At 40.0% G+C, this 25,245-nt stretch carries 23 protein-coding genes; 7 read left to right on the top strand and 16 right to left on the bottom strand.

Annotated elements, in window-relative coordinates; all coding sequences use genetic code 11:
* Positions 1–7 precede the first annotated feature (7 nt).
* Positions 8–589: a DUF4468 domain-containing protein gene (locus AC570I_RS09430; protein WP_497405262.1), complete on the top strand. Its 582-nt coding sequence runs from the start codon at positions 8–10 to the stop codon at positions 587–589.
* A 6-nt stretch (positions 590–595) separates the two neighbouring features.
* Here the strand turns inward: AC570I_RS09430 and AC570I_RS09425 are convergent, their stop codons facing one another.
* Both AC570I_RS09425 and AC570I_RS09420 read right to left on the bottom strand, forming a co-directional pair.
* Entirely contained in the window at positions 596–1,063 is a 468-nt protein-coding gene (locus AC570I_RS09425) for an SRPBCC family protein (RefSeq protein ID WP_497405261.1), read from the bottom strand.
* A gap of 187 nt (positions 1,064–1,250) precedes the next feature.
* The gene (locus AC570I_RS09420) at positions 1,251–1,724 is read right to left on the bottom strand and encodes a ribonuclease H-like YkuK family protein (protein ID WP_047798503.1); all 474 of its coding nucleotides are present in this window, start codon (positions 1,722–1,724) and stop codon (positions 1,251–1,253) included.
* Between the two features lie 210 nt (positions 1,725–1,934).
* Between AC570I_RS09420 and AC570I_RS09415 the strand changes: the two genes are divergently transcribed.
* From AC570I_RS09415 to AC570I_RS09400, 4 genes are all read left to right on the top strand, one after another.
* Positions 1,935–2,159, top strand: coding sequence for a hypothetical protein (locus AC570I_RS09415; RefSeq protein ID WP_497405260.1), 225 nt, complete (start codon positions 1,935–1,937; stop codon positions 2,157–2,159).
* 41 nt (positions 2,160–2,200) lie between these two features.
* Positions 2,201–3,505: a DEAD/DEAH box helicase gene (locus AC570I_RS09410; RefSeq protein WP_497405259.1), complete on the top strand. Its 1,305-nt coding sequence runs from the start codon at positions 2,201–2,203 to the stop codon at positions 3,503–3,505.
* Positions 3,506–3,605: 100 nt separating this feature from the next.
* Positions 3,606–3,836, top strand: coding sequence for a DUF1456 family protein (locus tag AC570I_RS09405; RefSeq protein ID WP_047798500.1), 231 nt, complete (start codon positions 3,606–3,608; stop codon positions 3,834–3,836).
* A 21-nt stretch (positions 3,837–3,857) separates the two neighbouring features.
* A complete protein-coding gene (locus AC570I_RS09400; RefSeq protein WP_497405258.1) occupies positions 3,858–4,598 on the top strand; it encodes a GDSL-type esterase/lipase family protein in 741 nt (246 codons plus the stop codon).
* An 86-nt stretch (positions 4,599–4,684) separates the two neighbouring features.
* Here the strand turns inward: AC570I_RS09400 and ettA are convergent, their stop codons facing one another.
* The 3 genes from ettA to AC570I_RS09385 all read right to left on the bottom strand — a co-directional run bounded on the left by ettA (position 4,685) and on the right by AC570I_RS09385 (position 8,461).
* Complete coding sequence (gene ettA / locus AC570I_RS09395) at positions 4,685–6,364, bottom strand: energy-dependent translational throttle protein EttA (RefSeq protein WP_047798499.1); 1,680 nt, start codon at positions 6,362–6,364, stop codon at positions 4,685–4,687.
* 217 nt (positions 6,365–6,581) lie between these two features.
* Positions 6,582–8,105 carry a DUF4394 domain-containing protein gene (locus AC570I_RS09390; protein WP_497405257.1) on the bottom strand — a complete coding sequence of 508 codons (1,524 nt, stop codon included), beginning with the start codon at positions 8,103–8,105 and terminating at the stop codon, positions 6,582–6,584.
* 41 nt (positions 8,106–8,146) lie between these two features.
* Positions 8,147–8,461, bottom strand: coding sequence for a hypothetical protein (locus AC570I_RS09385; protein ID WP_497405256.1), 315 nt, complete (start codon positions 8,459–8,461; stop codon positions 8,147–8,149).
* Between the two features lie 772 nt (positions 8,462–9,233).
* On the opposite strand from AC570I_RS09385, the gene AC570I_RS09380 reads away from it, so the two are divergent.
* Together AC570I_RS09380 and AC570I_RS09375 are read left to right on the top strand one after the other, a co-directional pair.
* Complete coding sequence (locus AC570I_RS09380) at positions 9,234–11,783, top strand: ATP-dependent Clp protease ATP-binding subunit (RefSeq protein WP_316800279.1); 2,550 nt, start codon at positions 9,234–9,236, stop codon at positions 11,781–11,783.
* 125 nt (positions 11,784–11,908) lie between these two features.
* Entirely contained in the window at positions 11,909–12,433 is a 525-nt protein-coding gene (locus tag AC570I_RS09375; RefSeq protein WP_497405255.1) for a CAP domain-containing protein, read from the top strand.
* 62 nt (positions 12,434–12,495) lie between these two features.
* Here the strand turns inward: AC570I_RS09375 and AC570I_RS09370 are convergent, their stop codons facing one another.
* From AC570I_RS09370 to AC570I_RS09320, 11 genes are all read right to left on the bottom strand, one after another.
* Positions 12,496–13,368, bottom strand: a complete 873-nt coding sequence (locus AC570I_RS09370; protein WP_497405254.1) for an ATP-grasp domain-containing protein — start codon at positions 13,366–13,368, stop codon at positions 12,496–12,498.
* A 67-nt stretch (positions 13,369–13,435) separates the two neighbouring features.
* On the bottom strand, positions 13,436–14,503 hold the full coding sequence (locus AC570I_RS09365; RefSeq protein WP_497405253.1) for a PA0069 family radical SAM protein: 1,068 nt from the start codon (positions 14,501–14,503) through the stop codon (positions 13,436–13,438).
* A gap of 111 nt (positions 14,504–14,614) precedes the next feature.
* Complete coding sequence (locus tag AC570I_RS09360; RefSeq protein ID WP_047798492.1) at positions 14,615–15,850, bottom strand: carboxypeptidase-like regulatory domain-containing protein; 1,236 nt, start codon at positions 15,848–15,850, stop codon at positions 14,615–14,617.
* A gap of 76 nt (positions 15,851–15,926) precedes the next feature.
* Positions 15,927–17,156 carry a carboxypeptidase-like regulatory domain-containing protein gene (locus tag AC570I_RS09355; RefSeq protein ID WP_497405252.1) on the bottom strand — a complete coding sequence of 410 codons (1,230 nt, stop codon included), beginning with the start codon at positions 17,154–17,156 and terminating at the stop codon, positions 15,927–15,929.
* Between the two features lie 42 nt (positions 17,157–17,198).
* Positions 17,199–18,851 (bottom strand): DNA repair protein RecN, encoded by a 1,653-nt coding sequence (gene recN, locus AC570I_RS09350; RefSeq protein ID WP_497405251.1) that lies wholly within the window; start codon positions 18,849–18,851, stop codon positions 17,199–17,201.
* 95 nt (positions 18,852–18,946) lie between these two features.
* Positions 18,947–20,830 (bottom strand): M56 family metallopeptidase, encoded by a 1,884-nt coding sequence (locus AC570I_RS09345; RefSeq protein ID WP_497405250.1) that lies wholly within the window; start codon positions 20,828–20,830, stop codon positions 18,947–18,949.
* A 25-nt stretch (positions 20,831–20,855) separates the two neighbouring features.
* On the bottom strand, positions 20,856–21,227 hold the full coding sequence (locus AC570I_RS09340; RefSeq protein WP_047798488.1) for a BlaI/MecI/CopY family transcriptional regulator: 372 nt from the start codon (positions 21,225–21,227) through the stop codon (positions 20,856–20,858).
* 158 nt (positions 21,228–21,385) lie between these two features.
* A complete protein-coding gene (gene porD / locus AC570I_RS09335) occupies positions 21,386–22,276 on the bottom strand; it encodes a type IX secretion system protein PorD (RefSeq protein WP_497405249.1) in 891 nt (296 codons plus the stop codon).
* 1 nt (position 22,277) lies between these two features.
* Positions 22,278–23,468, bottom strand: coding sequence for a bifunctional phosphopantothenoylcysteine decarboxylase/phosphopantothenate--cysteine ligase CoaBC (gene coaBC / locus AC570I_RS09330; protein WP_497405248.1), 1,191 nt, complete (start codon positions 23,466–23,468; stop codon positions 22,278–22,280).
* Between the two features lie 77 nt (positions 23,469–23,545).
* A complete protein-coding gene (locus tag AC570I_RS09325; RefSeq protein ID WP_047798485.1) occupies positions 23,546–23,872 on the bottom strand; it encodes a DNA-directed RNA polymerase subunit omega in 327 nt (108 codons plus the stop codon).
* Positions 23,873–23,875: 3 nt separating this feature from the next.
* Positions 23,876–24,826, bottom strand: a complete 951-nt coding sequence (locus AC570I_RS09320; RefSeq protein ID WP_316800288.1) for an outer membrane protein assembly factor BamD — start codon at positions 24,824–24,826, stop codon at positions 23,876–23,878.
* Positions 24,827–25,245: the final 419 nt, after the last annotated feature.

The following is a 25,245-nucleotide window of genomic DNA, read 5'->3' as shown; positions in this document are numbered from 1 at the left end:
TTTATAAATGAGATCTATCCTTGTCGTACTATTTAGCATCTGCTCATTGTCTTTGTTTGCCCAGCAGAAAAACTTCTCTAAAGATGATCAGGGTAAGTTTATTTACTATAAAGTGGTCGATTCGGTAAATTTGAATAAACAGGTATTAACATCGAGGGCTTTTAAATTTGTAAATGACTTTTACAAAAAACAGTTAAAGCAATCTTCGGCTACGGATAGTTCTGTGTTAGCCACTGGTAAAGTTGTGATTGATAAAACCTTATTGGTTGCTGGACACCCGAGTGGAGAAGTAAGTTATCAGTTCATTTTTGAGGCGCGTGATGGTAAGTACCGTTTCTGGCTGACTGATTTTGATTTTGTCCCATATAAGCGCGATCGCTATGGTAATTTTGTGGCATCAACCACAATTAGTACGCCTTTAGAAAAACCTGTTGGCAAACTCAATGCCGGGGAGTGGACGGCCATTCAGGAAAGTGCTTATTCGAAAGCTGTAAAGTTCGCTGAAGATTTCAGGAAGTATCTGGCAACAGAGTTGCCGGCACAGCCGAAGCCTAAAAAAACAGAGACCATCTCAACTAAAAAATGGTAGTTTTGTTTAGAACCTCCCGAAAATCTCCTCTACCTTTTTATACCTGAAATTAAAAATAGACTTCACCTTTTTATTCACAGTAATGGCGTTGGCTATTTTGCCAATGGGTCCCCAGCCTATGCTATAGTGCAGGATATCGTGCATCAGTACGCCTCCATCTATTTTACTGAAATGGTGCTGGTGGTGCCAGAAAGCAAAGGGTCCAAAACGTTGCTCATCTATAAAGTATTCATGGTCTTTAACATGGGTGATCTCTGTCATCCAGTCGAGTTTGATTCCTAACAGGGGTGAAACTTTATAGGTGATAATTAAGCCGGCATACATTTTAGTGTTTTCCATGCCTGGCGTTGTCACCTCAAAGGTCATGTCTTCAGGTGTAATCTCTGAAAGGTTTAATGGAGAAGAGAAAAAGTCCCAGGCGTTTTCCAGCGTGATGGGTAATTTTTGAGTGAATTCTAAGCGGTAAGTTTTCAATACAGTGTTTTGATTTACAAACAAAGAACGCCGCTTTTAGTTTTGCATTTTTTGGCACGGATGCACTGCATACATCTCATTAAATCAGGTGTATATTTTCACGGTATCTAAAGTGCCTTCGCGACTTTGCAATTACAACTGACTACAAAAACGCAAAGGACACAAAGATTTAGTATTTTATCGATAATTAATGAACCATTTTATCTGCGCAGGTTGAGCTTGCAAAGGCTTCAGGCTTGGCTTTGAAAATAAATCCCATGCTCATAATATATCCCATTGCATCATTCAGGGCTTTATTGGATTTGAACGACGGGTTGGTATTGATATCAGCATGAACCTCCAGTGCAACATCATAAATATCCAGTAAATCACAGATCGCGTAGGCGGTTTCAATTGATTTTTGTACCTCTGTAAGCATGCGTTCTTTGATACTGACCTGTTGGTTACTTTTCTCCTGATGGATGTACATAAATCCTCCATGGTGTTCGCGAAGCAATACAATAACGGTTGCGAAATCGGTAATAACGCCCTTTACCTGCGAGTCTGTTCCGATACAAACTTTTAGTTTATATCCGTTCTCAGTTTCTCTGATAATTGCTTTTTCGATTTCTTCGAGGATGGAAGATTGAATAATCTCTCCACTAAATTTTTTCCATGTCATACATTGTGTTTTTTTGAGGTTAACAAATGGTAATCAGGTTTTTATAAAAATAGGTGGTAAAAATTAAATACTTGTTAACTTCAGGTTGTTTATTTGCTAACAAAAGTTTAGTTATCAACAGGTTATACGGGATTTTCGGGATCAATGTATGTTTTTTGAAACAATTGCAATAAGACACCGTTCTTTTAATGATAACAAAATGAAAAAATTATGGTAAGCACAGAATTAATTCAAGAGTTTCAACTATTACAAAACAGCAGGACAAATCGTATTGCCGATGAATTGGCCGACCGGATTTTATTGTCGGTTGACAGCGTTAATGAAAAACTGCATTCTTCATTGGGGAAAAGAGGTACTATGCTTCTGGCGCTGGAGAAAGGACTCAATGCGAAGGTTATTCGGAAACTCAGAAACCGTTTCTTAAATAAAGGCTAACAATCATTAGGGGAAATCAGAAATGCTTACCTTTACGGCATATGATGGAAAATGCCCTTAAAAGGTTGAACATATCTGCATTAAATGAAATGCAGGAAGCATCTTTAAATGCCTCGTCGAAAGGTGGAGATGTGGTTTTAATTGCACCTACCGGTTCGGGTAAAACGCTGGCATTTTTGTTGCCGCTGATCAATAAACTTAAAACTGAGGTTAATGGTGTGCAAACACTTATTCTGGTACCCTCGCGAGAGCTTGCTTTACAGATTGAACAAGTTTTCAAACAAATGAGTACTGGCTTTAAAGTGAATTGCTGCTACGGCGGACATGCAGTCAGGATAGAGAAAAATAATCTTGCTCATCCTCCGGCGGTGCTCATTGGTACACCTGGAAGAATAGCCTACCATCTGGAGCATCAGAATTTTGATGAATCTTTTATTGAAACCCTGGTTTTAGATGAATTTGATAAGTCGCTTGAGTTCGGTTTCGAGAATGACATGACCTACATCATTGGTTCGCTGTTATCCTTAAAACAACGGGTACTTACGTCGGCAACCAGGATGGATGAGATTCCGGCATTTGTGAAGTTAAAGCAGGCGATTGAAGTAGATTTCTCGGCTCATATTCAAAATAAACCCGCCCTGCAGCTAAAAATGGTTAAAGCGCCTGCCGCTGATAAGCTAGAGGTTCTTTTTAAGCTGCTGAGCAAAATCGGAGGGAAGAATACCCTTGTTTTTTGTAATCACCGGGAAACGGTCGATCGGATAAGCGATTTGCTTTTTGAACACGGATTGGCCCATGATGTTTTTCATGGTGGAATGGAACAGCTCGATCGCGAAAAAGCCCTGTTGAAATTTAGAAACGGAAGTCACAAAATATTAATCACCACCGATCTTGCAGCACGGGGGCTCGATATTCCGGAGGTGGAATATATTGTTCACTATCAGCTTCCATATACTGAAGATGCCTACATTCACCGCAACGGCAGAACTGCAAGAATGAATGCGAAGGGTACAGCGTACGCAATTCTAACTGAAGAGGAACACTACAAGTACCTGCCGGAATATATTGAAGAGGAAACATTGGATCAGGACTATCAATTACCTGAAGCAAGCGATTGGGTAACCTTGTATCTTGCCCATGGCAAAAAAGATAAAATCAATAAGGTAGACATCGTAGGATTACTGCTAAAAAAAGGTGGACTCGACAAAGAAGACCTGGGTTTGATTGAGGTGAAAGATACCTCCAGCTATATAGCCGTAAACCGAAAAAGCATAGATAAGTTATTGAAGGTTTTAAGTGGCGAAAAGATTAAGGGAAAGAAACTTAAGATTGCTATAGCGACTTAGGCCGGTTGTTCACTCGTTCATTATTCCGAACTATAAGGTTAAGAATCTATTCAGCCAGTAAACCATTCATTCACGCATTCAAATTGAATAATTATCAAACATGAGCAATAACGACATATTAAAAAAACTAAGGGTAGCTTTATCGTTAAAAACAGAAGATATCATTACCATTTGTGACCTGGTAGGATTCAAGGTAACGAAGGCCGAGCTGGGTGACATCTTCAGAAATGAGGATCATGAAAATTTTAAGCCTTGTGGTGATCAGATTTTACGCAACTTTTTAAATGGCCTTGTGATTTACAAAAGAGGTCCGAGGGAAGAAAAGAAATAAGCTAAAGCATCGGTACCTGATATGAAAGCAGAAAACATTAAAACAAAGGCCATATTTTGCATTTTCATTGTTACTTTATTTTGTCGCATTAATTTATTTGCGCAAAGTGCAGCAAGCGATCAAAAGGAAAACTTCGCCGATGACTGGGCAAGACTGACTAAATATCAGAAAGAAAACGACTCCGTTGGTCAACCGAAAAGAGGGGAAAAGCGTGTAGTATTCCTGGGGAGTTCCATATTTGAATTCTGGAAGCAGAAAGACCCGGAATACTTTGAAGGCAAAGCTTATCTGGACAGGGGAATATCGGGACAGATTTCTCCTCAACTGCTTATCCGTTTCAGGCAGGATGTGATTGATCTTAAACCAAAAGTGGTTATCATCCTGGCTGGCAGTAACGATATTTCGGGCAATACAGGGCATGTTACCAATGAGAAGATCATGAAGAATATCCAATCAATGGCAGAGCTTGCTAAGGTGCATCACATTAAAGTGATCTTGTGTAAATATTTGCCAATAAATGAATACCCATGGGCAAAACACATCCGGCCGGCAGATCAGATTATTGCTTTAAATGATATGATTGAGGCCTACGCCAGGAAAAAACACCATACTGTTTTAGATTACTGGACACCTCTTGCGGATGACCAGAAAGGACAGCGTAAAGAATGGTCTGTGGATGGTGTTCATCCTAATCTGGAAGGGTATAGGATTATGGAAAAGGTTACAGAAACTGTGCTGGATAAGGTTTTGAAGCGACGATAATCTTGCGCTCAGGCTGAGTACATAAAAGCTAAAAACTCCCGGTGTAAACCGGGAGTTTTTAGTTTAAATTGCGCTTTGTTCAGCCATTAATCAAGTTTTTTATACCTGATTCGTTTAGGAGTTACATCACCCAAACGTTTTTTGCGGTTTTCCTCATAGTCAGAGTAGTTACCTTCAAAGAAATATACTTCCGAATTACCTTCGAACGCCAGAATGTGCGTACAAATCCTGTCGAGGAACCATCTATCGTGACTGATTACCACAGCGCAGCCACCAAAGTTTTCCAGTGCTTCTTCAAGCGCCCGTAAGGTGTTTACGTCAATATCGTTGGTAGGCTCATCCAGTAATAGTACGTTAGCACCTTTTTTAAGCGTAATGGCTAAGTGAACACGATTTCGCTCTCCCCCAGATAGAACACCTACCTTTTTCTGCTGATCGCCACCATTGAAGTTGAATTTAGAAACGTAGGCACGGCCATTTACAGCTTTATTACCCAACTGGATATTGTCCAGGCCATCAGTAATATTTTCGTAAACAGTTTTATCTGCATCCAGATCATTGTGCATCTGATCCACATAGCCCAACTCTACAGTTTCGCCAACACGAAACGTACCGTTATCAGCCTCTTCCTGACCGGTTATTAAACGGAATAGCGTGGTTTTACCTGCACCATTGGGGCCTATGATTCCAACAATACCCGCAGGAGGAAGCGAGAAATTCAGGTTATCAAACAATACTTTATCGCCATACGTCTTCGTTACGTTGGTAGCCTCAATCACCACATTACCCAAACGGGGACCTGCAGGAATAAATAGTTCCAGTTTATCTTCTCTTTCTCTTCCGTCTTCAGAGGCCAGCTTATCGTAATTAGCTAAACGTGCTTTGGATTTTGCATGGCGCGCTTTCGGCGCCATCCGCACCCATTCCAATTCACGCTCAAGCGTTTTCTGGCGTTTGCTCTCGGTTTTTTCTTCCTGAGATAAACGCTTGGCTTTCTGGTCCAGCCAGCTGCTGTAATTTCCTTTCCATGGAATACCTTCACCACGGTCGAGTTCTAATATCCAGCCTGCTACGTTATCCAGGAAGTACCTGTCGTGGGTTACTGCAATAACAGTACCTTCGTAATTTTGCAGGAACTGCTCTAACCAATCTATACTTTCTGCATCAAGGTGATTGGTAGGCTCATCTAGTAACAATACGTCTGGTTTTTGGAGTAACAAACGGCACATGGCCACACGGCGGCGTTCTCCACCTGATAGTACGCCTATTTTGGTTTCAGGATCAGGACAACGAAGTGCATCCATTGCTCTTTCCAGCTTAGAATCAAGTTCCCAGGCACCTGATGCATCAATTTTATCCTGAAGCTCACCCTGGCGGGCCATCAGCTTATCCATTTTATCAGGGTCGGAGTAATTTTCTTCCAAGCCAAATGCTTCGTTTACCTCCTCATATTCTTTCAAAAGTGCAGTCACTTCGGCAACACCTTCTTCCACGACTTCACGTACAGTTTTATCAGGATCCAGAATCGGCTCCTGCGCCAGGTACCCTACAGAGTAACCCGGAGAGAACACCACTTCGCCCTGATATGACTTATCCAGGCCGGCAATGATTTTCAGTAATGATGATTTACCTGAGCCATTTAAACCGATTACACCAATTTTGGCACCGTAAAAGAAGGAAAGGTATATGTTTTTTAGAACCTGTTTTTGTGGAGGGTAAATTTTATTTACTCCTGCCATTGAAAATATTATCTTCTCGTCAGACATATTGATTTATAAATTTTTACATGTTTTTTGAAACGGCGATCAGTATTTAGGTAGTATGTATCTGTTGTTCCAATTCGCACAAAGATAGAACACCGCCAAGAAAAAAGGATAAAATTTGATCACTTTGTTGGGGAGTTGTTTAGCGTACCCTGATGTTTCATAAAAAAAGCGGCAGTTCTCTAGAACTGCCGCTTTTTTTACTGGTTAACTTTATGAATTAAAAGCCTAAACCGAGTGCGAATCCTCTGGCAGCTGTGCCAATGGTAGCACCTGCGGTTGCCGCGCCTGTTGTTAAGTTAATGCTATAAATTTTCTGGGTTCCACCTACAGTAAGCAGTGCATAAGCCTGGCCACTAGTGCCGCCGATGTCAAAACCATTATTGGCTTCAACATTCACACCTAGCGCACCCACATCTACCAATGTTCCAGCGTTTGGCGGGTCTTGTTTATAGAGCCTGTCACCTGTCGAATCGATGTCGTACAACACTGTCGTAGCGGTTCCGGCGAAGTTATTAGTATATGCTGAGCCTGATATGGCTGCAGTGGTTATTGATATCATGCCGTCAACAGTTAACGAAGCATCTACCGGGTTAATTCTGAAATTCTGCCCATTGATGCCTACTATTCTGATCCTGTCGGCAAATGGATTGAAATCGAAACCAACCTGTGTGGCGGTAAGCAGTGTACTTAGCGGACCAGTACCTACCAAGGTTGCTGCACCAGATGATGCATTGATGGTATAAATACGGCTGGTACTTCCCAGAGCGTATAATTGTCCGTTTACAGGGCGCATATCGATTCCTAAAATACTCTCACCAGTTTGAATACCTGAAATGGTTTTGGTACTGATTGCCGGTGTTGAAGCAAAGGGATTGAAAATGAGCAATTCATTATTGTTTGAAACCGCATATGCCACGGCTTCCGTCGGGATAGCAATGGCAGTAATTGTTGCACCTATATTGCCAATTTTAGCTGCTTTTCCCATATTTAAGTCGATAGTATATAATGCGGAAACACCAGCACTGGTCATTGCGGCAATTGCTGCGGTACCATCAGGATTAATATCAAAACCACCTGTTTCATCAACATCATATCCAAGCGAACCTACTTCAACCAGTTTTCCATCATTTGGCGGATCTTGTTTGTAAAGTTTGTCTGTTGCTGCATCTATATCAAAAAGCACGGTTGTTGTTGCTCCGGCTTTGTTTTGGGTATAAGCTACAGACGCTACACGTGCATTGGTAGCCCCGTTAATTGACCCATCTGTTGCTGCAACTGTACCTGTTTCCGGATTTAAACGCAGGTTTTGACCTGTGTTCGTTACCAGGCGAATCCGGTCTACAGTAGGATTAAAATCGAATCCTACTGATGAACCTGAAATAGCAGGTGTGAATGCTGCCGTGGCAATAGATCTTGCAACCCCGGTTTTTTGATCAATAACATACAAGCGGCTAGTGCTTCCTATGCCATAAAGCTGACCTGTTGCTGGTCTGAAATCAATTCCCAAAATGGATTCTCCGGTTTGTAACCCCGAAATACTCACCTGAGAGACAACTGCAGATGGATTTTTGGCATTAATCAACAGTAACTTGCTATCAGAGGTTAATGCATAAAAATTTAGGTCAGGTCCGGCAGTTAACATTTCCTGGTCGTTGCCTCTGTCTTTTTTACAGGCTGTAAATATAATCGGGCTCATTATGGCACACAAAGCCACAATGATAAAGTGTTTAAGTTTTATCATTTCAATAAGGTTTTAATAGAAAAAAATGGAATTGTATCAGATTAACAGGCCTGGTTTTTAGGCGGCTGAATCAAAATAGGAAGGTGACAAATGGTAAGATTGAAATTATTTGCAAATAAAGTCGATGCTTGATTTTTGGTATTGATGAATTCAAATTTAAATCCGGTAGGTACTATAATGTCGGTGATTTTTACTTTGTCTTCCGTTGAATCTTCCTTTTCCTGTTTTTCGCCGGAATCATTTTTGGAAACTTCTGTTAACAATTTTGATTCTGTCAGCGCGTAAACAGTAATTCTTCCTGCAAAAGCGGTGAGCAACATCATCATAATCACGAAGCGGTATGCAAAGAAGGACATTAATGCGATTTAATTTTAGTGTACATACGGGAAATTTGTATGCGCAGATTCTATAAGCTTAAAAAGCTTTTTGATTTTTGTCAAATAACCTAAAACATGCCTTTATGAGTTGCCGTCCGCTTTCCCTGATACACCTCTGAAATTTCTTCAGACTTTCACTCAAAACGATTAGTGGCTGATTGTTGCAAAAAAAAAAGGGAGCCAGATCATGACAATCTAGCCCCCATTCTTAATTAACGCTCTCTGAAACAAAAGTAGATATCGATTATGAAGGTTTAATGAAGATTATTTTCTTATTAACAACAGCATTGTTCTAAAACAAAACGGTATTGTTAAGGTTATTTCGATGGGAACTTTAAGTTAATGGAAAATTCGTCTTTTCAAGGTTGTAATTCACTTACTCGGTCCGCAATTGATGTCAGATTTTTTTGTTTTCCTGTCAAAAATTGTAAATTGCCTTAGTGAAAAGTTACAAATTGTCAGTTTCATTGGCTGATGAAATACTTACAATACACAGACATTGATCAAATCAGTTTAAACTTCCTGCAATAAATGTGTTTTTAAAACTTAAAAAACACTTATTACGTAGATAGATAAAGGCTAAAATATTATTACCGTCGTTATTCCTGGGTAAGTATTGAGCAAGTTAATACGAGTAAAAGGGTGTTTATACACCTACATGGCGCAATTGTTGATAAAATAAAGAAAACAGTAAGTACGCTATTTATAATTAATTTTATAGTTTAGGGACGTAGCTGTTAAGAAAGGAATTATGGAAGCAAAATTTTCACCACAGGTTAAAGATGTGATCTCTTTCAGTAGAGAGGAAGCGCTGCGTTTAGGGCACGATTACATTGGAACCGAGCATTTATTATTGGGCCTCATCCGCGAAGGCGATGGTATGGCTATAAAGATTTTACGATCGTTGGGAGTTGATACTGGTAAATTGCGCCGCTCAATTGAAGATGCCGTTCGCGGTACTTCGAGTGTAACAGTTAATCTGGGTAATATTCCTTTAACTAAACAAGCCGAAAAAGTTTTAAAGATTACTTACTTAGAAGCTAAGATATTTAAAAGCGATTTAATTGGAACCGAACACTTATTGCTGTCTGTTCTTAGAGATGATGATAACATCGCCTCACAGATACTATTGCAGTATGGTGTTACTTATGATGTATTTAAACAGGAGGTAGAGGTGAACAAAAATGGTTTTAGGGACGATATTTCAAACAGCGCATCTACAGGAGGCGATGATGATTATCGTGAAGAGGAGAGCTTTAGTGCCCCTAAGAAAGTTTCCGATATTAAATCTAAAACACCTGTTTTAGATAACTTCGGTCGTGATTTAACCAAGGCAGCAGAAGAGGGTCGTCTGGATCCGATTGTTGGCCGCGAAAAAGAGATCGAGCGTGTATCACAGATTCTGTCGCGTAGAAAAAAGAACAATCCTATTTTAATAGGTGAGCCAGGTGTTGGTAAATCGGCAATTGCTGAAGGTTTGGCCTTACGCATCGTTCAACGTAAAGTATCGCGTGTACTTTTTGGAAAACGTGTTGTCACACTTGATCTTGCCTCACTGGTAGCGGGTACAAAATACCGTGGTCAGTTTGAAGAGCGTATGAAAGCGGTGATGAACGAGCTGGAAAAATCTACTGATGTAATTTTATTCATTGATGAGATTCACACTATCGTTGGCGCAGGTGGCGCTTCGGGCTCGCTGGATGCATCGAATATGTTCAAACCTGCTTTAGCAAGGGGCGAAATTCAATGTATCGGCGCGACTACATTAGATGAATATCGCCAGTATATCGAGAAAGATGGTGCGCTAGACCGCCGTTTTCAGAAGGTGATGGTTGAGCCGGCTACACCAGACGAAACCATTGAAATTTTAACGCGTATTAAAGATAAATATGAGGAGCACCATGGTGTAACTTATACTCAGGACGCGATTGAAGCTTGTGTGACTTTAACCTCACGTTACATTTCTGACCGTTTCTTACCTGATAAAGCCATTGATGCTTTGGATGAGGCGGGATCAAGAGTGCATTTAACTAACATTCACGTTCCGCAGAATATTATTGATATCGAAGCTAAAATTGAAGATATCAAGCTTGAGAAGAATAAGGTTGTTCGCAGTCAGAAATATGAAGAAGCAGCAAAACTGCGTGACACAGAGAAAAATCTGATTGAGGAATTAGATAAGGCTAAAGCCGAATGGGAAGCTGAAACAAAAACCAAGCGTTACGAGGTGTCGGAAGATAACGTAGCTGAAGTTGTAGCCATGATGACTGGTATTCCGGTTCAGCGCGTTGGACAAACAGATAGCCAGAAGCTTTTGAATATGTACGATAAGGTTGCTGAGAAGATTATTGGTCAGGATGATGCGATCAAAAAATTAACGAAAGCCATTCAGCGTACAAGAGCAGGATTAAAAGACCCTAAAAAACCAATTGGTTCATTTATATTCTTAGGTCCTACCGGTGTGGGTAAAACGGAGTTAGCGAAAGAACTTGCACGCTTTATGTTCGATAGTGATGATGCATTGATTCAGATCGACATGAGTGAATACATGGAGAAATTTGCTGTATCACGATTAGTGGGTGCGCCTCCGGGATATGTTGGTTACGAAGAGGGTGGACAGTTAACTGAAAAAGTAAGAAGAAAACCTTATGCGGTAATTTTACTGGATGAGATCGAAAAAGCGCATCCTGACGTATTTAACATCTTATTACAGGTTTTAGACGAAGGTCAGTTAACTGATAGTTTAGGACGTAAGGTTGATTTTAGAAATACAATCATCATTATGACTTCAAATATAGGTGCCCGTCAGCTTAAAGATTTTGGTCAGGGTGTTGGTTTCTCTACTTCAGCGAAAACTAACCAGGCAGAGCAGCATAGCCGTGGTGTAATAGAGAGCGCATTGAAACGTGCTTTTGCACCAGAGTTTTTAAATCGTGTTGATGATGTTGTAGTATTCAATAGCCTGGGTAAGGAAGAAATCTTCAGAATTATCGATATTGAATTGAAAGCATTATTTGGTCGTGTTCATACATTGGGTTATGAAATTGCCTTAACTGAAAACGCTAAAGAATATATAGCGGAGAAAGGTTTTGACAGCAACTTCGGCGCCCGTCCGTTGAAAAGGGCAATTCAGAAATATCTTGAAGATCCGATTGCAGAAGAGATTTTGAAGGGCGAGCTTACTGAAGGAGATGTTTTGGAAATTGATTATGATAAAACAACTGAAGTGATTTCAGTTGTGCATAAAAAAGGTGAAAAAGAAAAGGAAGCCCCTAAAGAGGAAGATTCTTCCAGTAAATAAAATGAAAAACTCCCAATGAAAATTGGGAGTTTTTTTGCTTAATCACATCCAGAAATGTGAATATTTTTGTTTGGGCGTAAATATTTCTCAAAAATCGCTGTATCTTTCGACAAACAAACTTTCTAATGAAATCTTTAACTAACCAAATGATGTGCCTTGTGGTGCTTTGCTTTGCCTCATCCTGCAAGAAAGGAACTGACACTTCTGCTTCAGAAGCTTCCACAACCTTAAAAATCGAAGCATCGACTACGACAAATATTAACAATGATGCCCTTTTAAAACTGGTGAATGATACAAGACTGGCAGGCTGTACATGCGGTACAACCCCGATGCCTGCCGTAGCTGCAGTAACCTGGAATGCTAATTTAGCTTCAGCTGCGATTTATCAAAGCAACTACATGGCATCTATTAAGCAATTGGTACATACTTCCGGTAAGGGCGAAACTGTGGGCGACAGGGCAAAGGCTGCAGGTTATGTCTGGTTAACCGTTGGTGAAAACCTTGCTGAAGGACAAACGACAGAAGCGCAGGTTTTTACCGATTGGATTAAAAGCGAAAGTCATTGCAAAAACATCATGAATGCATCCTTCAAAGAAATGGGCGCAGCAAAATCTGGTATTTACTGGGTGCAGGTGCTTGGAGCGAGATAATATCATAATCAATATTGAAGCCCTTTAGCATTTTAAGCTATCATCGCTTATTTGCGGCGTTATTATATGAGCTCCATTAACGCCTGGTAGTATCGCTCATAGTTTTGCGGATCAGTATTCAGGAAAAGAAACGGCTCTATAAGTTCCAACTCCATCAATAGAAATTCGTCCTGGACGAAAGTTCCGTCAACACGTGCATAAAGGCAATTTTTGGCAAACTGGTTTACATATTTCGCAGCTGTTTCGATAATACAAGGTTCAGGATGTTGCGGATGGACAGAGCCGCCATGTGCAGGTTGCACCCTAAAGTCTCCTGCCTTCGCTTTTTTGATTAAGGTGTGACTATATTTTCCATTGAAAAATACAAACGACCATTCTCCACTTTCCAGAATCTCAGGCAAAAATGGCTGAATGATAAAATCTTCTTTCTTCTTTAATTCATTCAATATTTCGTGGATTTCTGTTACGTTGGCCTTCGTTACCTTAAAGGTATTTTTCGCACCTCCACTGATACAAGGTTTTACGATCAGCTTATCCGAATTAAATTTTTCAAAAAAATCATTTAGATCTATCTGGTCGGCTGCGGTTACGAAAACACCAGGTGTAATTTTCAATCCTGCCTGTTCAATTTCTTTGAGGTAATGTTTATTGCTGTTCCAGCGAATGGTATTGACAGGATTTAATAGTCTGATGCTTTTTTGTTCCAGTAGATCAAGCCATTGATAAAAGTCTTGAATGAGATCGAAATAGTCCCATGGAGATTTTAAAATGGCAAGTTGATAATCATCCCAATTAACTGCCGGATCATTCCATATTACTTCTTCTATATCTAAACCTTTGGCTTTTAAAAATCCAAGGAGTTTGTCGTCTTCCGATTCAACAGTTTCGCTGTCGTAGGCTCCCAGATCCAGGTAGGTAATAAGTGCAATCTTCATGCACCTAAACTAAGTGAAAGAGGTGGTTTTTTCAAGCTTAGCTAAATTTATTGACGTTATGGTGATGCTAAAACAAGGTCATCTGACTCCTGGGAACTTTGAAAAGTGTATGATCTAATATGATATCGTTTTGGTTTAATCCGTTTAACCGGCTATGCAGCCTGAAATTGTCGCGAATCATTTTGGCAATATTTCCATCACCCCGCATCCTGTCGCCAAATCTGCTGTCATTTACATTGCCGCCATGACAGCTTTGGATCATGTGCCACACCTTATCAAACCTTTCAGGAAAGTTCTTCCGGAGCCAGTCTTCAAATATCTGCCCGATCGCGCCGTTTAATCTGACCACGGTATAACCTGCTTTAACAGCGCCCGCACTGGCTATTGCTTTAAGAATATTTGGAATTTCATGATCACTTAAGCCGGGCACGAGCGGCGCAACCATCACGCCCATCGGAATTCCGGCTTTGCTCAGTTCCTCAACAACTCTAAGCCGTTGTTTTGCTGTAGTGGTGCGTGGTTCCATTACCTGTCTTAATTCCTCATTCAAACTATTGATGGAAACATAAACCATACACAGGTTAAGTTTGGCCATTTCCTGCAGAATATCACGATCGCGCAGAATAAGCGAGTTTTTGGTGATCATGCCTATTGGCTGTTTATATTCGAGCGCTATTTCTAAAAGCTGTCTGGTGAGTTTAAATTGTCTTTCGGCAGGTTGATAACAATCGGTGTTGCCAGATAAGGAAATCGTGGCGGCATCCCAACCTTTTTTCTCCAGAAATTTCTTGAATAGGGCAGGGGCATCCTTTTTTACGATAATTTTCCGCTCAAATTCCAGGCCTGCACTATAGCCCCAGTACTGATGAGAATTTCGTGCGTAACAATAGGTACAGCCATGTTCGCAGCCCTGATATGGGTTCAGTGAATAAGCCATGCCCACATCCGGGCTATCCACTTTGTTTACTATAGTCTTCGAATTTTCAAAGAGGAAGGTTGTTTTGCGATCACTTTCTTCCCAATCATCAATCCCTTCATCATGTTCTTTTACGTAAACATCTTTTAGAAATCTGTTATGCGGATTTACCTGAGCGCCTCTTCCCTTAAAATATTGTTTTTCTTCGTCACCAATCATGATCTAAAATTACTAATAAAGTTAGCAATTTGATCGGCTAGGTAAGGCTACTTTTCAACAATTTGCTATAAAATAATTCAATCACTTTCAGCGCATCCATCTCAGATGTTCTTATTTCTTAGGTAGCGGAATGTAATCCATGGGTACCATATCTGCGATTTTTTCATATGCCCAATAGCCTTCATAGAGTAATGAACGCGAATCATAGATACCGCCATTTTCGTAGAACCGAACAGGTCCTTCAGTTAAGTTGGCCACAGAGATCTCATTTTCGGGTACATCTAAGGGTCTGAAAATCCAGAAACCTGTTTTAGAATAAGCAAGAGATTCTTTTTCTTTGGTATATTGAATCAGTAAACCGTCGGTATAGTTCAGGTATCTGAGGTTTTGATTAAAGTAGTGTACCAGCGTATCCGTGAGTACATCGGCCCTTGAGAATTTATCAATAGTTCTTGGCATTTCCTTTTGTTTGGTCCAGAACGCCAGTAAAGCAGTATCTATCTTTCCTTTGTTTTGCCTGATTCCTGTTTTCTCAGCCACGGCTTTAATTTTTTCCAGGTTACCATTGATGAGGTATTCAGGATATCGGTTTGGGTTTGGGATCTTTACCATTTTGTTGATAATAAATCCTTCTTCCTGGCTTTTACCTGCATACAGTGACCTGAAAAAATGTTGTGATGAACCATAGTAGGCAACCTCACGTGCGGCGATATATTTCTTTTTTTTGGCTGCGGATGCTTTTAATTCCTCGAAAAAAGGATGCCCTGAATAATAAATGATGTGTGTTCTCGAGTTATATTCGAAATGGTCGAGCATGTACTTTAAGCGATATCCCAGAGCTTTGTTTTCCACGACCAGAAATTCAGTTGTAGAAACAGTGAGTGTACTTTTGGTAATATCAAAATCTACGTTCAAGACCTGTGGATTTAAAATTCTGCATTGCGTTGCATTTGGAGTTTTTCCGATGAAAAATTCCTTAAACTGGTTAATATATTTCTGACGATTGGGATCTGCCCGAACCGTAACCTCATCAAGTTGCGCAACATTTTCTTTCAGTACCAGATCAACCTCTACTGATTTGTCTGATATAATAACACTTTTGGAATAGGGCAGGTATCCAACAATCTGTACAAGTAAATCGTAGCTTCCGGGTTTCAGGTTAGTGAGCTTAAACCTCCCGTTGTTGTCAGCTACAGTAGCAACTTTGTACCCACTCAGGTATATGCTTGCCCCCGGCAAGCCGTCCTTTTTATCCCTAACAATGCCACTGATGGAGAACGTGTTTTGTGCAAGTGCATTAGCGCCTAAAATGAAGAATAGCAGGGCGACTAAAAGGCGTTTATACATAATGACGAATGTAGCCAAAAGGCGGAATATTTATTAAAATGTTCAAATATATTTAACAATTTTAACACTTCAGGGCTTATTTTCCTGTTGGTATATAATCCATTGGAACGCTATCTGCTATCTTTTCCCAGGCCCAGTAACCTTCATAAAGCATTGCACGGGGGTTGTAAACACTACCATTTTTATAAAAATATGCCGGCGGGGATGTCATGTTGATCAAAGAGATCTGAGTATTGTTCAATTCTGATGGCCTGTTCACCGGCATGCCAATACGGGCTTTAAAACCTGAGCTTTCGCGCTCTTTGGTGTAGATCACATAAAGTACATTTGTGAAATCTATCTTTTTAATTTGATCATTATAACGGTGAACTAATGTGTCTGTTAAAATTTCCGCCCTATTTAGTGCTGCAAAGCCTTTCGACTGTTTGGGTTTCGAAATAGTAACCGCAGTATTTGTAGTTTTCGGTGAACCAAACTGGTGTGTGCCTGGCAGGGTAAGCAGAGTAGAGGTAAATCCACCAACCTGTGCCTGGATAATGCTATCTGCAAGATTTTCCTGAACCTGATTTCTGATCAGTTTATTGATGATGAACCCTTCTTCTTTAATCGTGTTGTTGAATAAGGCACTAAAAAAGTGTTGTGACGAGCCATTATAGGCTTCTGATCTTTTGATCGCCCATTTTTTCTTCTGGTTGTCTGTGCCCGGAAGGTCTTCATAATTAGGATAACCTTCATAATAAACAATTCTGGTTTTGTAATCGTATTGAAATTCTTTAATGAGATATTTGATTTTATATCCTAACGCTTTGTTCTCTATGATCAGAAATTCGTCGGACTGAACGGTTAGGGTTCTTTTTTCATTATCGTAATCAAAACGCAGGATTTCGCTGTTAAGCATTTTACATTTCTGAGCATTTTCAGTTAAGCCGATAAAATAGGTTTTAAAGGTATTTAGATAATGTAAGCGGTTAGGATCAGGTTTTATGGTTACATCCGACAATTGTGTTTCACTTTGTTCTAAAGTGAAATTGAGGTTTACAGGTTGATCGTTGATCACTACATTTTTATTAGTGGCCTTAAAACCAAGTAATTGTACCAGGATATTATAGTTTCCAGCTTTTAATTTAAGGGCATATCTACCTTTATCATCAGTAGATGTAGCAATTTTGTAGTCGCTTACATACACACCCGTTCCAGGAAGTGGTTCGCCATTTTTGTCTTTAATGGTTCCGCTTAAGGTAATGGTTTGCTGGGCTTGAACTACGTAGCAGGCAAGGAGAAGAATAAAGAAAAGTAAAGACTTCATTCCTTAAAAATAACTAAATAATTAGTTTTATGAAAAAAATATTTACCTTAATAATTCTTTCGCATTTTCTATTGCCGAAGCACCAGGATTTCTTCCGCTCAACATCTCTGCAATAACGGCCACGCGTTCTCCTTGTTTCAGTTTACGAATACCGGTGGTTGTTTTACCTCCAGACTCATTCTTATGCACGAAGTAATGAGATTCTCCTTTAGCAGCAATCTGTGGAAGGTGAGTAATTGAAATTACCTGCATATTTTTTCCAAGTGCCGATATGACTTCTCCAACTTTCAAGGCCGTTTCGCCTGAAATGCCTGTATCGATTTCATCGAAAATAATGGTTGGGAGTGAGGTGTGTTTCGCCAGCAATGCTTTAATCGCCAGCATCAAACGGGATAGTTCACCTCCTGAAGCGACTTTATTTACAGGCGCAGGGCTTTGACCGGCATTTGCCGTAAACAATAAAGTAATTTCATCCAAACCATCTTTGCCCAACTCGCTGAGAGGCTTTTGTTCCAGTACCAAACGGGCACTGGCCATACCAACATTTTTAAGGGTTTTACTGGTTTCATCCTCAACCACCTTAATGGCTTTTTTGCGGTTTTGGGTTAACTGGTTTGCCTGCTTGGTAAGCGTTGTTTTAAGCACTTCAATTTCCTTTTGCAGTTTTTCGATATTTTCATCCGATGAAAGCAATTGGTTCAGGTTTTGTTCCAGCTGATGCTGTAGCGCCAATAATTCGTCATTACTGCTTACGCGGTGCTTTTGCTGCAGAGAATAGAACAAATCTAAACGCTGGTTGATGATTTCTAAACGCCCGGCGCTATGGAGGGTATTCTCCTCGATAACTGAAACCTCATCGGCAATATCTTTAATTTCAATAATAGATGATTTAAGTCGCTCATAAAGTGTATTGATCGTCGGATCGAATCTCTCCACACCCTGCAGTTGTAGTTGGGCCTCTTTCAACATTTGCAAACCAGACGGCTCGCTCTCAGTTAATAGGCCTGTAGCTGTGAGCAACGCCCTTTTTATCGTTTCTGCGTGAGTAAGCTTTTCAAGTTCAATCTCCAGCTCCTCCTGTTCTCCGGTTTTCAGCTGAGCTTGCTCCAGCTCGTTAAATAGAAACTGTTCATAGTCTTGCTTGCTTCTGGCCTCATCTGCATCACTTATCAGTGTTTTCAAGCGATTGCGCTCTTGCCTGAGTCTTTTAAAACCCAAGCGATAATCGGCGAGCAAAGTATGGTGGCTGGACAACGCATCTACAATAAGCAACTGAAAAGATGCATCATTAATTTCCTGGGTTGCATGCTGGGAATGGATGTCGATCAGCTTTTCGCCAATTTGTTTCAACGTAGCTAAGTTTACCGGGCTATCATTGATAAAGGCCCTTGATTTTCCATCTATTGAGATCTCCCTGCGAAGTATACTTTCCCGATCAAAATCCAGGTCGTACTCCTCAAATATTTCTTTTAAATTTTCATCGGCAAGCACAAAATTTCCTTCAATAACACATTTTTTATCTTGATTAAAGAAATATTTGCTCTCCGCCCGCTGTCCTAAAATAAGTGATAATGCACCTAGTATAATGGATTTTCCAGCACCTGTTTCTCCGGTGATGATATTCAATCCTTTATCAAATCCGATATCGAGGCTATCGATTAATGCGTAATTACGAATAGAAAGTTTTTGTAGCATACTTGGTTACGAAAATACTAAAAGTTATTTCAACAGCCAGTATAAAACAAAAACAGCGGAGAATTTTCTCCGCTGTATCACTTTGTTCGGTTTGTTTAGTTTTTAGGTTTTTCTTTTTGCTCCGATTTTTCCATCTTCGCTTTAAGTTCTTTCACTTCTTTATCGAATTTTTCCTTAAGTTTTTTATACTCTTCGGAATTTTTAAGCTTCCTTGAATCTTCATTCAGGTAGAGTACGTTACCATTATTTGAATCAAAGGTATAGATCTCCCGGCTGTTGTTGAAGGCAGTATCAATCTTCAAACGCCTCAGGTCTTTCAGTTTTGCGTAATTGTCGCCTGAATAAAGTCTCACCTTAGTATCTCCTTTGAGATTTTCAACATTTGGCAAGGCAGCAACCAGCTCACCCAATTTCTCAAACTGAGCAATGGCTTCAGGCGACGAATACTGTTTTGCAACATCTTCACCAAACTTCTGCCATTTAGCCTGTGCTTCAGGCGAGTTGTATTCTTTAGCGATATCTTCACCAAATTTCTTCCATTTTGCCTGTGCTTCGGGTGAAGAATATTCCTTTGCCACATCTTCACCGAACTTTTTCCATTTCGCTTGTTCTTCTGGCGAATTATACTTTTTTGCTAAGTCTTCGCCAAATTTTTTCCATTTAGCCTGGGCCTCGGGAGAATTGAACTGTTTATATATTTTAGCATGGAAAACCGAATCACGGAATTTGAAACCAGAATCAGAAGTGATGCGGAAGACATTCCGACCTGAAAATAATTCATTCGCATCAAGATCCTTTTTGATGCTATCCGGGATTTCTTTCATAGAACTGTATTCTGTTCTGTTCCCATTTTTATCTATGGTGACTATTTTTAATTTGCGTTTTTTAGTAGTATCCTGGAATATGATTGTTTGTAAATCATTCGATTTATCATTAGAACTTATCACCTGTTCAACCACAGACTTTTTATTATCCTTGGTTTTTTCTGCGGGATTAATCCATGCAATCGAGAAAATACAGGCTATTCCCAGGGTAAGGGCAGCCATTTGTTGTTTTGCATTTAAATAATTCGTTTTCATATTGGTTATTCTTTTAATGCGTTGATATAAATTTTGTGTTTTCCCTGTTGCAGCCATTGCGTATGCAGGGCTCGATTTATCTTTAAGAAGTTCCAGCTTGAGCAGCGCATGTGCATAGTTCAGTGGTTTGCCGGTAATTTTCAGTACCAGATCATCGCAGGCATGTTCGCGTTCGATGTGGATAAACCTGCCGGCCATCCATACAAATGGATTATAGAAAAGCAACGTTTCAATAGCTGTTTTGATCAGATTTAACAGAAAATCGTTTCTTCTGATATGAGAGAGTTCGTGGATCAATATCGCTTCTACCTGATCATGATCCAATTGATTGACCAAGGCAACAGGAAACAATACCACCGGCTTCAGGTAGCCAATTACTAAAGGAACATTAACTAAAGCTGACAGGTTAAACTGTATCTGCTTTTTAATATTAAGCTTCTCTGTTACGTGAGCAAATATGGCTTTCCATTCATCAGGAACAATGCCCAGGCTATCCTTTTTTAATTTCGACAGTTGCTTATAGCCTTTTGCGATTACGAAAAGCTGTAATAAAATGCCAATGATATAAAATGTAACCACTACAGGGAAATATTGCTCTGCCCTGCTGGCGAAACTAGGAGGGAGGTTGTTGAAATACTGGTACGCCTGAATTTGATCTGTGCTAAGCCCGGGAGACTGCTTAGGTGCGGTAATCATAATTTGCTGAAAAAAATTATAGGCAAAACCTGCAAACATGAAGATAATTGAACCAAAAGCGAGGTTGTGCTTGTGTTTGGCAGCTAGCTTAGGCAGGCTAAGCATGATAATGAATAGGATACCATAAATGATGGCGCTTTGCCAGAGGGAGTTCAATATACTCCAACCAAATGCTTTAACAAATTGTTGTACTAAAGTTTCCATAATGGTGATTTTTGGGTTCTTCGACTTATTTCAGGCTATCTAAATATTTTTTAATTTCATCAATTTCATCGGCACTTGCACTGTGATTGCCCAGTGCCTGCATCACAAGCCTTGCAGCTGAACCATTGAAAACATTATCAATCATTTTATTTACCAGTTGTTTTTCCGTTTTATCCTGGTTTACAATTGCCTTATAAATGTGTGTTTTCTGATTGGTATCTCTTTCTACCATACCTTTCTCGTGCATGATTTGCATCAGTTTCAAAGTGGTGGTATATCCGGCATCTTTTTTATTCAGCGCTTCATGAACTTCCCTCACAGTTGCCCGGTCTCTTTGCCAAAGCACCTGCAGGATTTCCATTTCGCCTTCTGTTGGTTTGATATTGCTAGCAGTCATATTGTTACAAGTTGTACGAATTATTTCGTAATCAAATGTACGAAGATATTCGTATAAACAAAATATTTTAGAAAAAAATTATTGATGTTCAGTTTTTTTGCTCCCATGGAGCTCAGGAACATGGATTCGCCTCTGCATCAGGCCAGGAAATCTATTGATTATTGTTTTAGTCCCTCGTATTTTCCGATATTTGCAGGATCAATTTCGGCCAGCATATTGTAAGCTTTGATTCTTTCCTGCGTATTCAGTTTAGACAGGACATTGGTTACTTCTTCGGCTTTTGATGCGAAGTAGACATTTGGAAAAATAGAGCCCAGCTTTTGTTTATCCATTTCCTGTAACGCAGGCAACGCTGCCACTATTTGCGTAAGGCCCTTGTCGTTATCGGTTAATTGATCCAGGCCATTAAGGTGGTAGCTGTAAATGAAATTCCTTAACTCTTTGAAAACCGGATTTAGAACATTTTCATTGAACCAGAAACGATTTCTAAGTCCGTCGGCTGCTTTCCAGCCGGTGTTTCCTGAAGCCTGAGCGAGGTTAATGATATTCTGTGCTTTTTTAAAGTATGGTGTTCCTCCCATACGGGCGAAGCTGTCTTTATCTAATCCAATAATAGTATAAGCATAGTAGGAGAGCAAGGCACTGATATTGGAAATGTAGTTCTGGTCTGAAAAATCTATGGTAGAACCATCATTAAAACTGAAGTCGAAGTTTTTATCGCTCATATTCAACAAAGTGCTGTTATAAGTACTGTTAAAAACAGGTCGGCTACTTTGAATCTGTGCTTCAGCGGTATATCCTGATCCGCCATCCCATGAATTGATGGTAATGATAAAACTGCAATCTATACGTTCATTGGGTCTGTAGTTTTCATTACTGAACTTGTTATTGTTTAAAAAATCACGGATTGTTTTTTGCAATGCCTCTAAACCAGGTTTGCTAATGTTGGAAACCTGAGGTGCCAAAACTGTAACCCGGGCATTAAGCTCCTGGGCATGTATTTTGCCGGTAACCAACAATAATAATATCCAAACGATTTTCTTTATCATCTTACAATTTTAAGATAGCCTCACAAATGTCTTTAGCAACAGCAACTTTCGATTTTGTTTCAAAGGTGGTACGTTGCAATGCTTTGTTAAAAATAGTAATTTTATTGGTATCAGATTTAAAACCTGCTCCTTTATCGTTTAAAGAGTTGAGTACTACAAGATCGAGATTTTTCTTTTCCAGCTTTCCCTTGGCATAGTTTTCTTCATCGTTCGTTTCAAGCGCGAAGCCAACCAGGATCTGCCCGGGTTTCTTTACTTTTCCCAGTGAGGCCAGTATATCGGTTGTTTTTTCCAGTTCCAGCACCAGCTCATTTTCCTGTTTTTTAATTTTCTGGGTTGAAACCGTCTTAGGGCGGTAGTCTGCTACGGCTGCACACATGACGGTTATATCTGTTTCAGGAAACAGGGAAGAACAGGCATTCAGCATTTCTTCGGCACTTACCACGTCGACCCTTTTTAAAGACTGTTCAGTCTTCTGGGCGGTTGGACCAGCTATCAAAGTTACTTCTGCGCCCAGCCTTGCCAGTTCATCAGCAAGGGCAAAACCCATTTTACCGGAAGAGTGGTTGCCAATGAAACGCACGGGGTCAATCGCTTCATAGGTGGGGCCTGCTGTTACCATCGCTTTTTTCCCAAACAAGGGAAGCGATTTTTTAATGGCATTGGTTAAGAATAAAACAATTTCTTCAGGTTCGGCCATTCTACCTTCGCCGTAAAGTCCGCTGGCCAGTTCGCCGCTTGTGGGATAAATGATGGTATTTGCGTAGCTCGTAACCCTGGCAATGTTTTGCTGGGTTGTTTCGTGCTTCCACATATCGAGATCCATTGCCGGAGCTACATAAACAGGGCACTTAGCCGAAAGATAAACTGCAGTGAGGAGATTATCGCATATTCCGGTCGCCAGTTTTGCCAGTGTGTTTGCGCTGGTGGGCGCGATGAGTATGAGATCAGCCCAAAGACCCAATTCTACATGGTTGCTCCATACCCCGGTTTCTTCTTCGAAGTATTGGGTGTATACCGGGTTTTTAGAAAGCGTAGCAAGGGTGAGTGGCGTAATGAAATTTGCGCCATCAGGGGTTAAAATAACTTTGACGTTTGCACCAGCTTTAACCAAAAGACGAACCAGAAAGGCCGACTTATAGGCTGCAATACTGCCACAAACGCCAAGTATAATGTTTTTATTGTTGAGCATTAAGCAAGGAGTTTAAAGCATAGTGCAAAGAGCATACTCTAAACGCTCGGCTCCAAACTCCATGCATTGTGCCAATATTATTTTTGTTCTTTAGCAGGGTTTCTGTGGTAAACTTTACCATTCAAAAACTCATCCATCGCTACTAAAACAGGCTTAGGCATGCGCTCGTAGTGCTTGCTGATTTCAATTTGCTCACGGTTTTCGAAAATTTCCTCCAAATTATCGTTGCTTGATGCAAATTCTGCTAATTTACCGTGCAACTCCTCTTTAACGTTGTTCGAAATCTGATTTGCTCTTTTAGCAATTACAACTAAAGACTCATAAAGATTGTCTGTAGTTCTATCTAAATCGTGCACATTTCTGGTAACTGTAGTGTTTGGTACAGCAGGTTTGTTAGTATTCATGTATTACTTGTTTTTAATATTTGTTATTTCTGATTTGTTTGGAGGAGTCGCAGACACAGTGTCTTTAATCTTTCCGGTTCTAATCAGCATTTGTCTGTATTTTTCCTGCTCATTATTATTGAGCGCAATTTCCTGTTTTGTCAAAACGATCCCTGCTTCGGCATCAGCTTTTAATCCTTTAGCATCTTTGGAAAAAGGGCTGTCGGGATATTTGTCAGCAAAAGCAGTATATAAAGAGATTGCTTCGTTAAAGCGGTCTTCCTGACGGAATAAATAACTGTTTTTAGCATACAGATATTGTGCCCTGATCATTAGGAAATCCATTTCTTCGGCATATTTTATATCCGGATAGTCTCTTTGTGCGTTTTGAAGTGCAATAACTGCTGCTCTGTAATTATCTACATTACTCGGGCCTGTTGTTAAGTACATCTTCGCATTTTCAAAAGCCTTGTCTTCCAGTTTTGTTCTCAAATCAGCGATATACTTGCCTGCTGCCGCTGCACGGTCGCTTGTAGGGTATAAGTTGATAAACAATTGAAGCGCGTCAATAGCCTTATAGGTGTTCTCCTGATCCAGTGAGAAAACAGGTGACTCCAGGTAATAGCAGTATGCGGCCATATAACGGGCTTCCTCTGCATTTTTACTTGCCGGATAAGTATCTGCGAAGCTTTTGAACTGATATCTTGCAGTAGTATAATCGCTTAATCTATATAAGGTATAAGAGTAGTAATAATTTAAATCTTCGGCTTCTGCACGACCGCGGTATTTTTGAGAAAGGTCTTCAAAAAGCACAAGTGCCTTACTGTAATCCCTTTTGTTGTACAGTCGAAGGGCTTCCTGATATTTTTTTGCAACGTCATTACTCGCTCTCAATTTCTCGAAACGACTTTTACAACCCGCAATACCTAAAGCGGCTATAAATACTAAAATAATTAAGTGTTTAACTTTAAACATTCTGCAAAGATAATTAATAATACGATAACATCAATAAAAACAATTCGCCGCTAAGCTATGCAAAGCAATTCACTACCTATATATAGTTAACAATTTTTAACAAAAGCGAATTTGTTTAGTCATAGTGCTTTTAAGGCACTATCGACGCGGTCTACACATGTATCTCAACATCATAGGATGGTTTGAATGACTTTAAACAATCCATAACGGTCCTTTGTAGTATCGGCTTGTTTTAACACGTGCTGCTTGTCCATTCTTTCAATCCCTCAAACAGAAACTTACATCATCTATTGCTATTAATCAATCATACGGTTGATGCTGCAAAAAGTCGTGTAGACGCTTATATATCTGGATACACTCATAACCCTTAGGTCGGCGTTTATTCGTCGATTCGTCACTGTTTGGTCGGGTACAATTGT

Source organism: Pedobacter sp. A2324 (assembly GCF_059693705.1).
Note: the sequence above shows the minus strand (reverse complement) of the source record. Positions and strands in the feature narration are given on the sequence as shown.

What these genes read in the sequence shown, in the direction of transcription:
- AC570I_RS09320 (WP_316800288.1), bottom strand. Translation starts at nt 24,826, where the DNA reads ATGTTTAAAGTTAAACACTTAATTATTTTAGTATTTATAGCCGCTTTA.
- AC570I_RS09385 (WP_497405256.1), bottom strand. Translation starts at nt 8,461, where the DNA reads ATGTCCTTCTTTGCATACCGCTTCGTGATTATGATGATGTTGCTCACC.
- AC570I_RS09430 (WP_497405262.1), top strand. Translation starts at nt 8, where the DNA reads ATGAGATCTATCCTTGTCGTACTATTTAGCATCTGCTCATTGTCTTTG.
- porD (WP_497405249.1), bottom strand. Translation starts at nt 22,276, where the DNA reads ATGATAAAGAAAATCGTTTGGATATTATTATTGTTGGTTACCGGCAAA.
- AC570I_RS09420 (WP_047798503.1), bottom strand. Translation starts at nt 1,724, where the DNA reads ATGACATGGAAAAAATTTAGTGGAGAGATTATTCAATCTTCCATCCTC.
- AC570I_RS09390 (WP_497405257.1), bottom strand. Translation starts at nt 8,105, where the DNA reads ATGATAAAACTTAAACACTTTATCATTGTGGCTTTGTGTGCCATAATG.
- AC570I_RS09370 (WP_497405254.1), bottom strand. Translation starts at nt 13,368, where the DNA reads ATGAAGATTGCACTTATTACCTACCTGGATCTGGGAGCCTACGACAGC.
- AC570I_RS09405 (WP_047798500.1), top strand. Translation starts at nt 3,606, where the DNA reads ATGAGCAATAACGACATATTAAAAAAACTAAGGGTAGCTTTATCGTTA.
- AC570I_RS09325 (WP_047798485.1), bottom strand. Translation starts at nt 23,872, where the DNA reads ATGAATACTAACAAACCTGCTGTACCAAACACTACAGTTACCAGAAAT.
- AC570I_RS09345 (WP_497405250.1), bottom strand. Translation starts at nt 20,830, where the DNA reads ATGGAAACTTTAGTACAACAATTTGTTAAAGCATTTGGTTGGAGTATA.
- AC570I_RS09375 (WP_497405255.1), top strand. Translation starts at nt 11,909, where the DNA reads ATGAAATCTTTAACTAACCAAATGATGTGCCTTGTGGTGCTTTGCTTT.
- AC570I_RS09415 (WP_497405260.1), top strand. Translation starts at nt 1,935, where the DNA reads ATGGTAAGCACAGAATTAATTCAAGAGTTTCAACTATTACAAAACAGC.
- AC570I_RS09360 (WP_047798492.1), bottom strand. Translation starts at nt 15,850, where the DNA reads ATGTATAAACGCCTTTTAGTCGCCCTGCTATTCTTCATTTTAGGCGCT.
- AC570I_RS09365 (WP_497405253.1), bottom strand. Translation starts at nt 14,503, where the DNA reads ATGATTGGTGACGAAGAAAAACAATATTTTAAGGGAAGAGGCGCTCAG.
- AC570I_RS09380 (WP_316800279.1), top strand. Translation starts at nt 9,234, where the DNA reads ATGGAAGCAAAATTTTCACCACAGGTTAAAGATGTGATCTCTTTCAGT.
- AC570I_RS09400 (WP_497405258.1), top strand. Translation starts at nt 3,858, where the DNA reads ATGAAAGCAGAAAACATTAAAACAAAGGCCATATTTTGCATTTTCATT.
- coaBC (WP_497405248.1), bottom strand. Translation starts at nt 23,468, where the DNA reads ATGCTCAACAATAAAAACATTATACTTGGCGTTTGTGGCAGTATTGCA.
- AC570I_RS09340 (WP_047798488.1), bottom strand. Translation starts at nt 21,227, where the DNA reads ATGACTGCTAGCAATATCAAACCAACAGAAGGCGAAATGGAAATCCTG.
- ettA (WP_047798499.1), bottom strand. Translation starts at nt 6,364, where the DNA reads ATGTCTGACGAGAAGATAATATTTTCAATGGCAGGAGTAAATAAAATT.
- AC570I_RS09410 (WP_497405259.1), top strand. Translation starts at nt 2,201, where the DNA reads ATGATGGAAAATGCCCTTAAAAGGTTGAACATATCTGCATTAAATGAA.
- AC570I_RS09355 (WP_497405252.1), bottom strand. Translation starts at nt 17,156, where the DNA reads ATGAAGTCTTTACTTTTCTTTATTCTTCTCCTTGCCTGCTACGTAGTT.
- recN (WP_497405251.1), bottom strand. Translation starts at nt 18,851, where the DNA reads ATGCTACAAAAACTTTCTATTCGTAATTACGCATTAATCGATAGCCTC.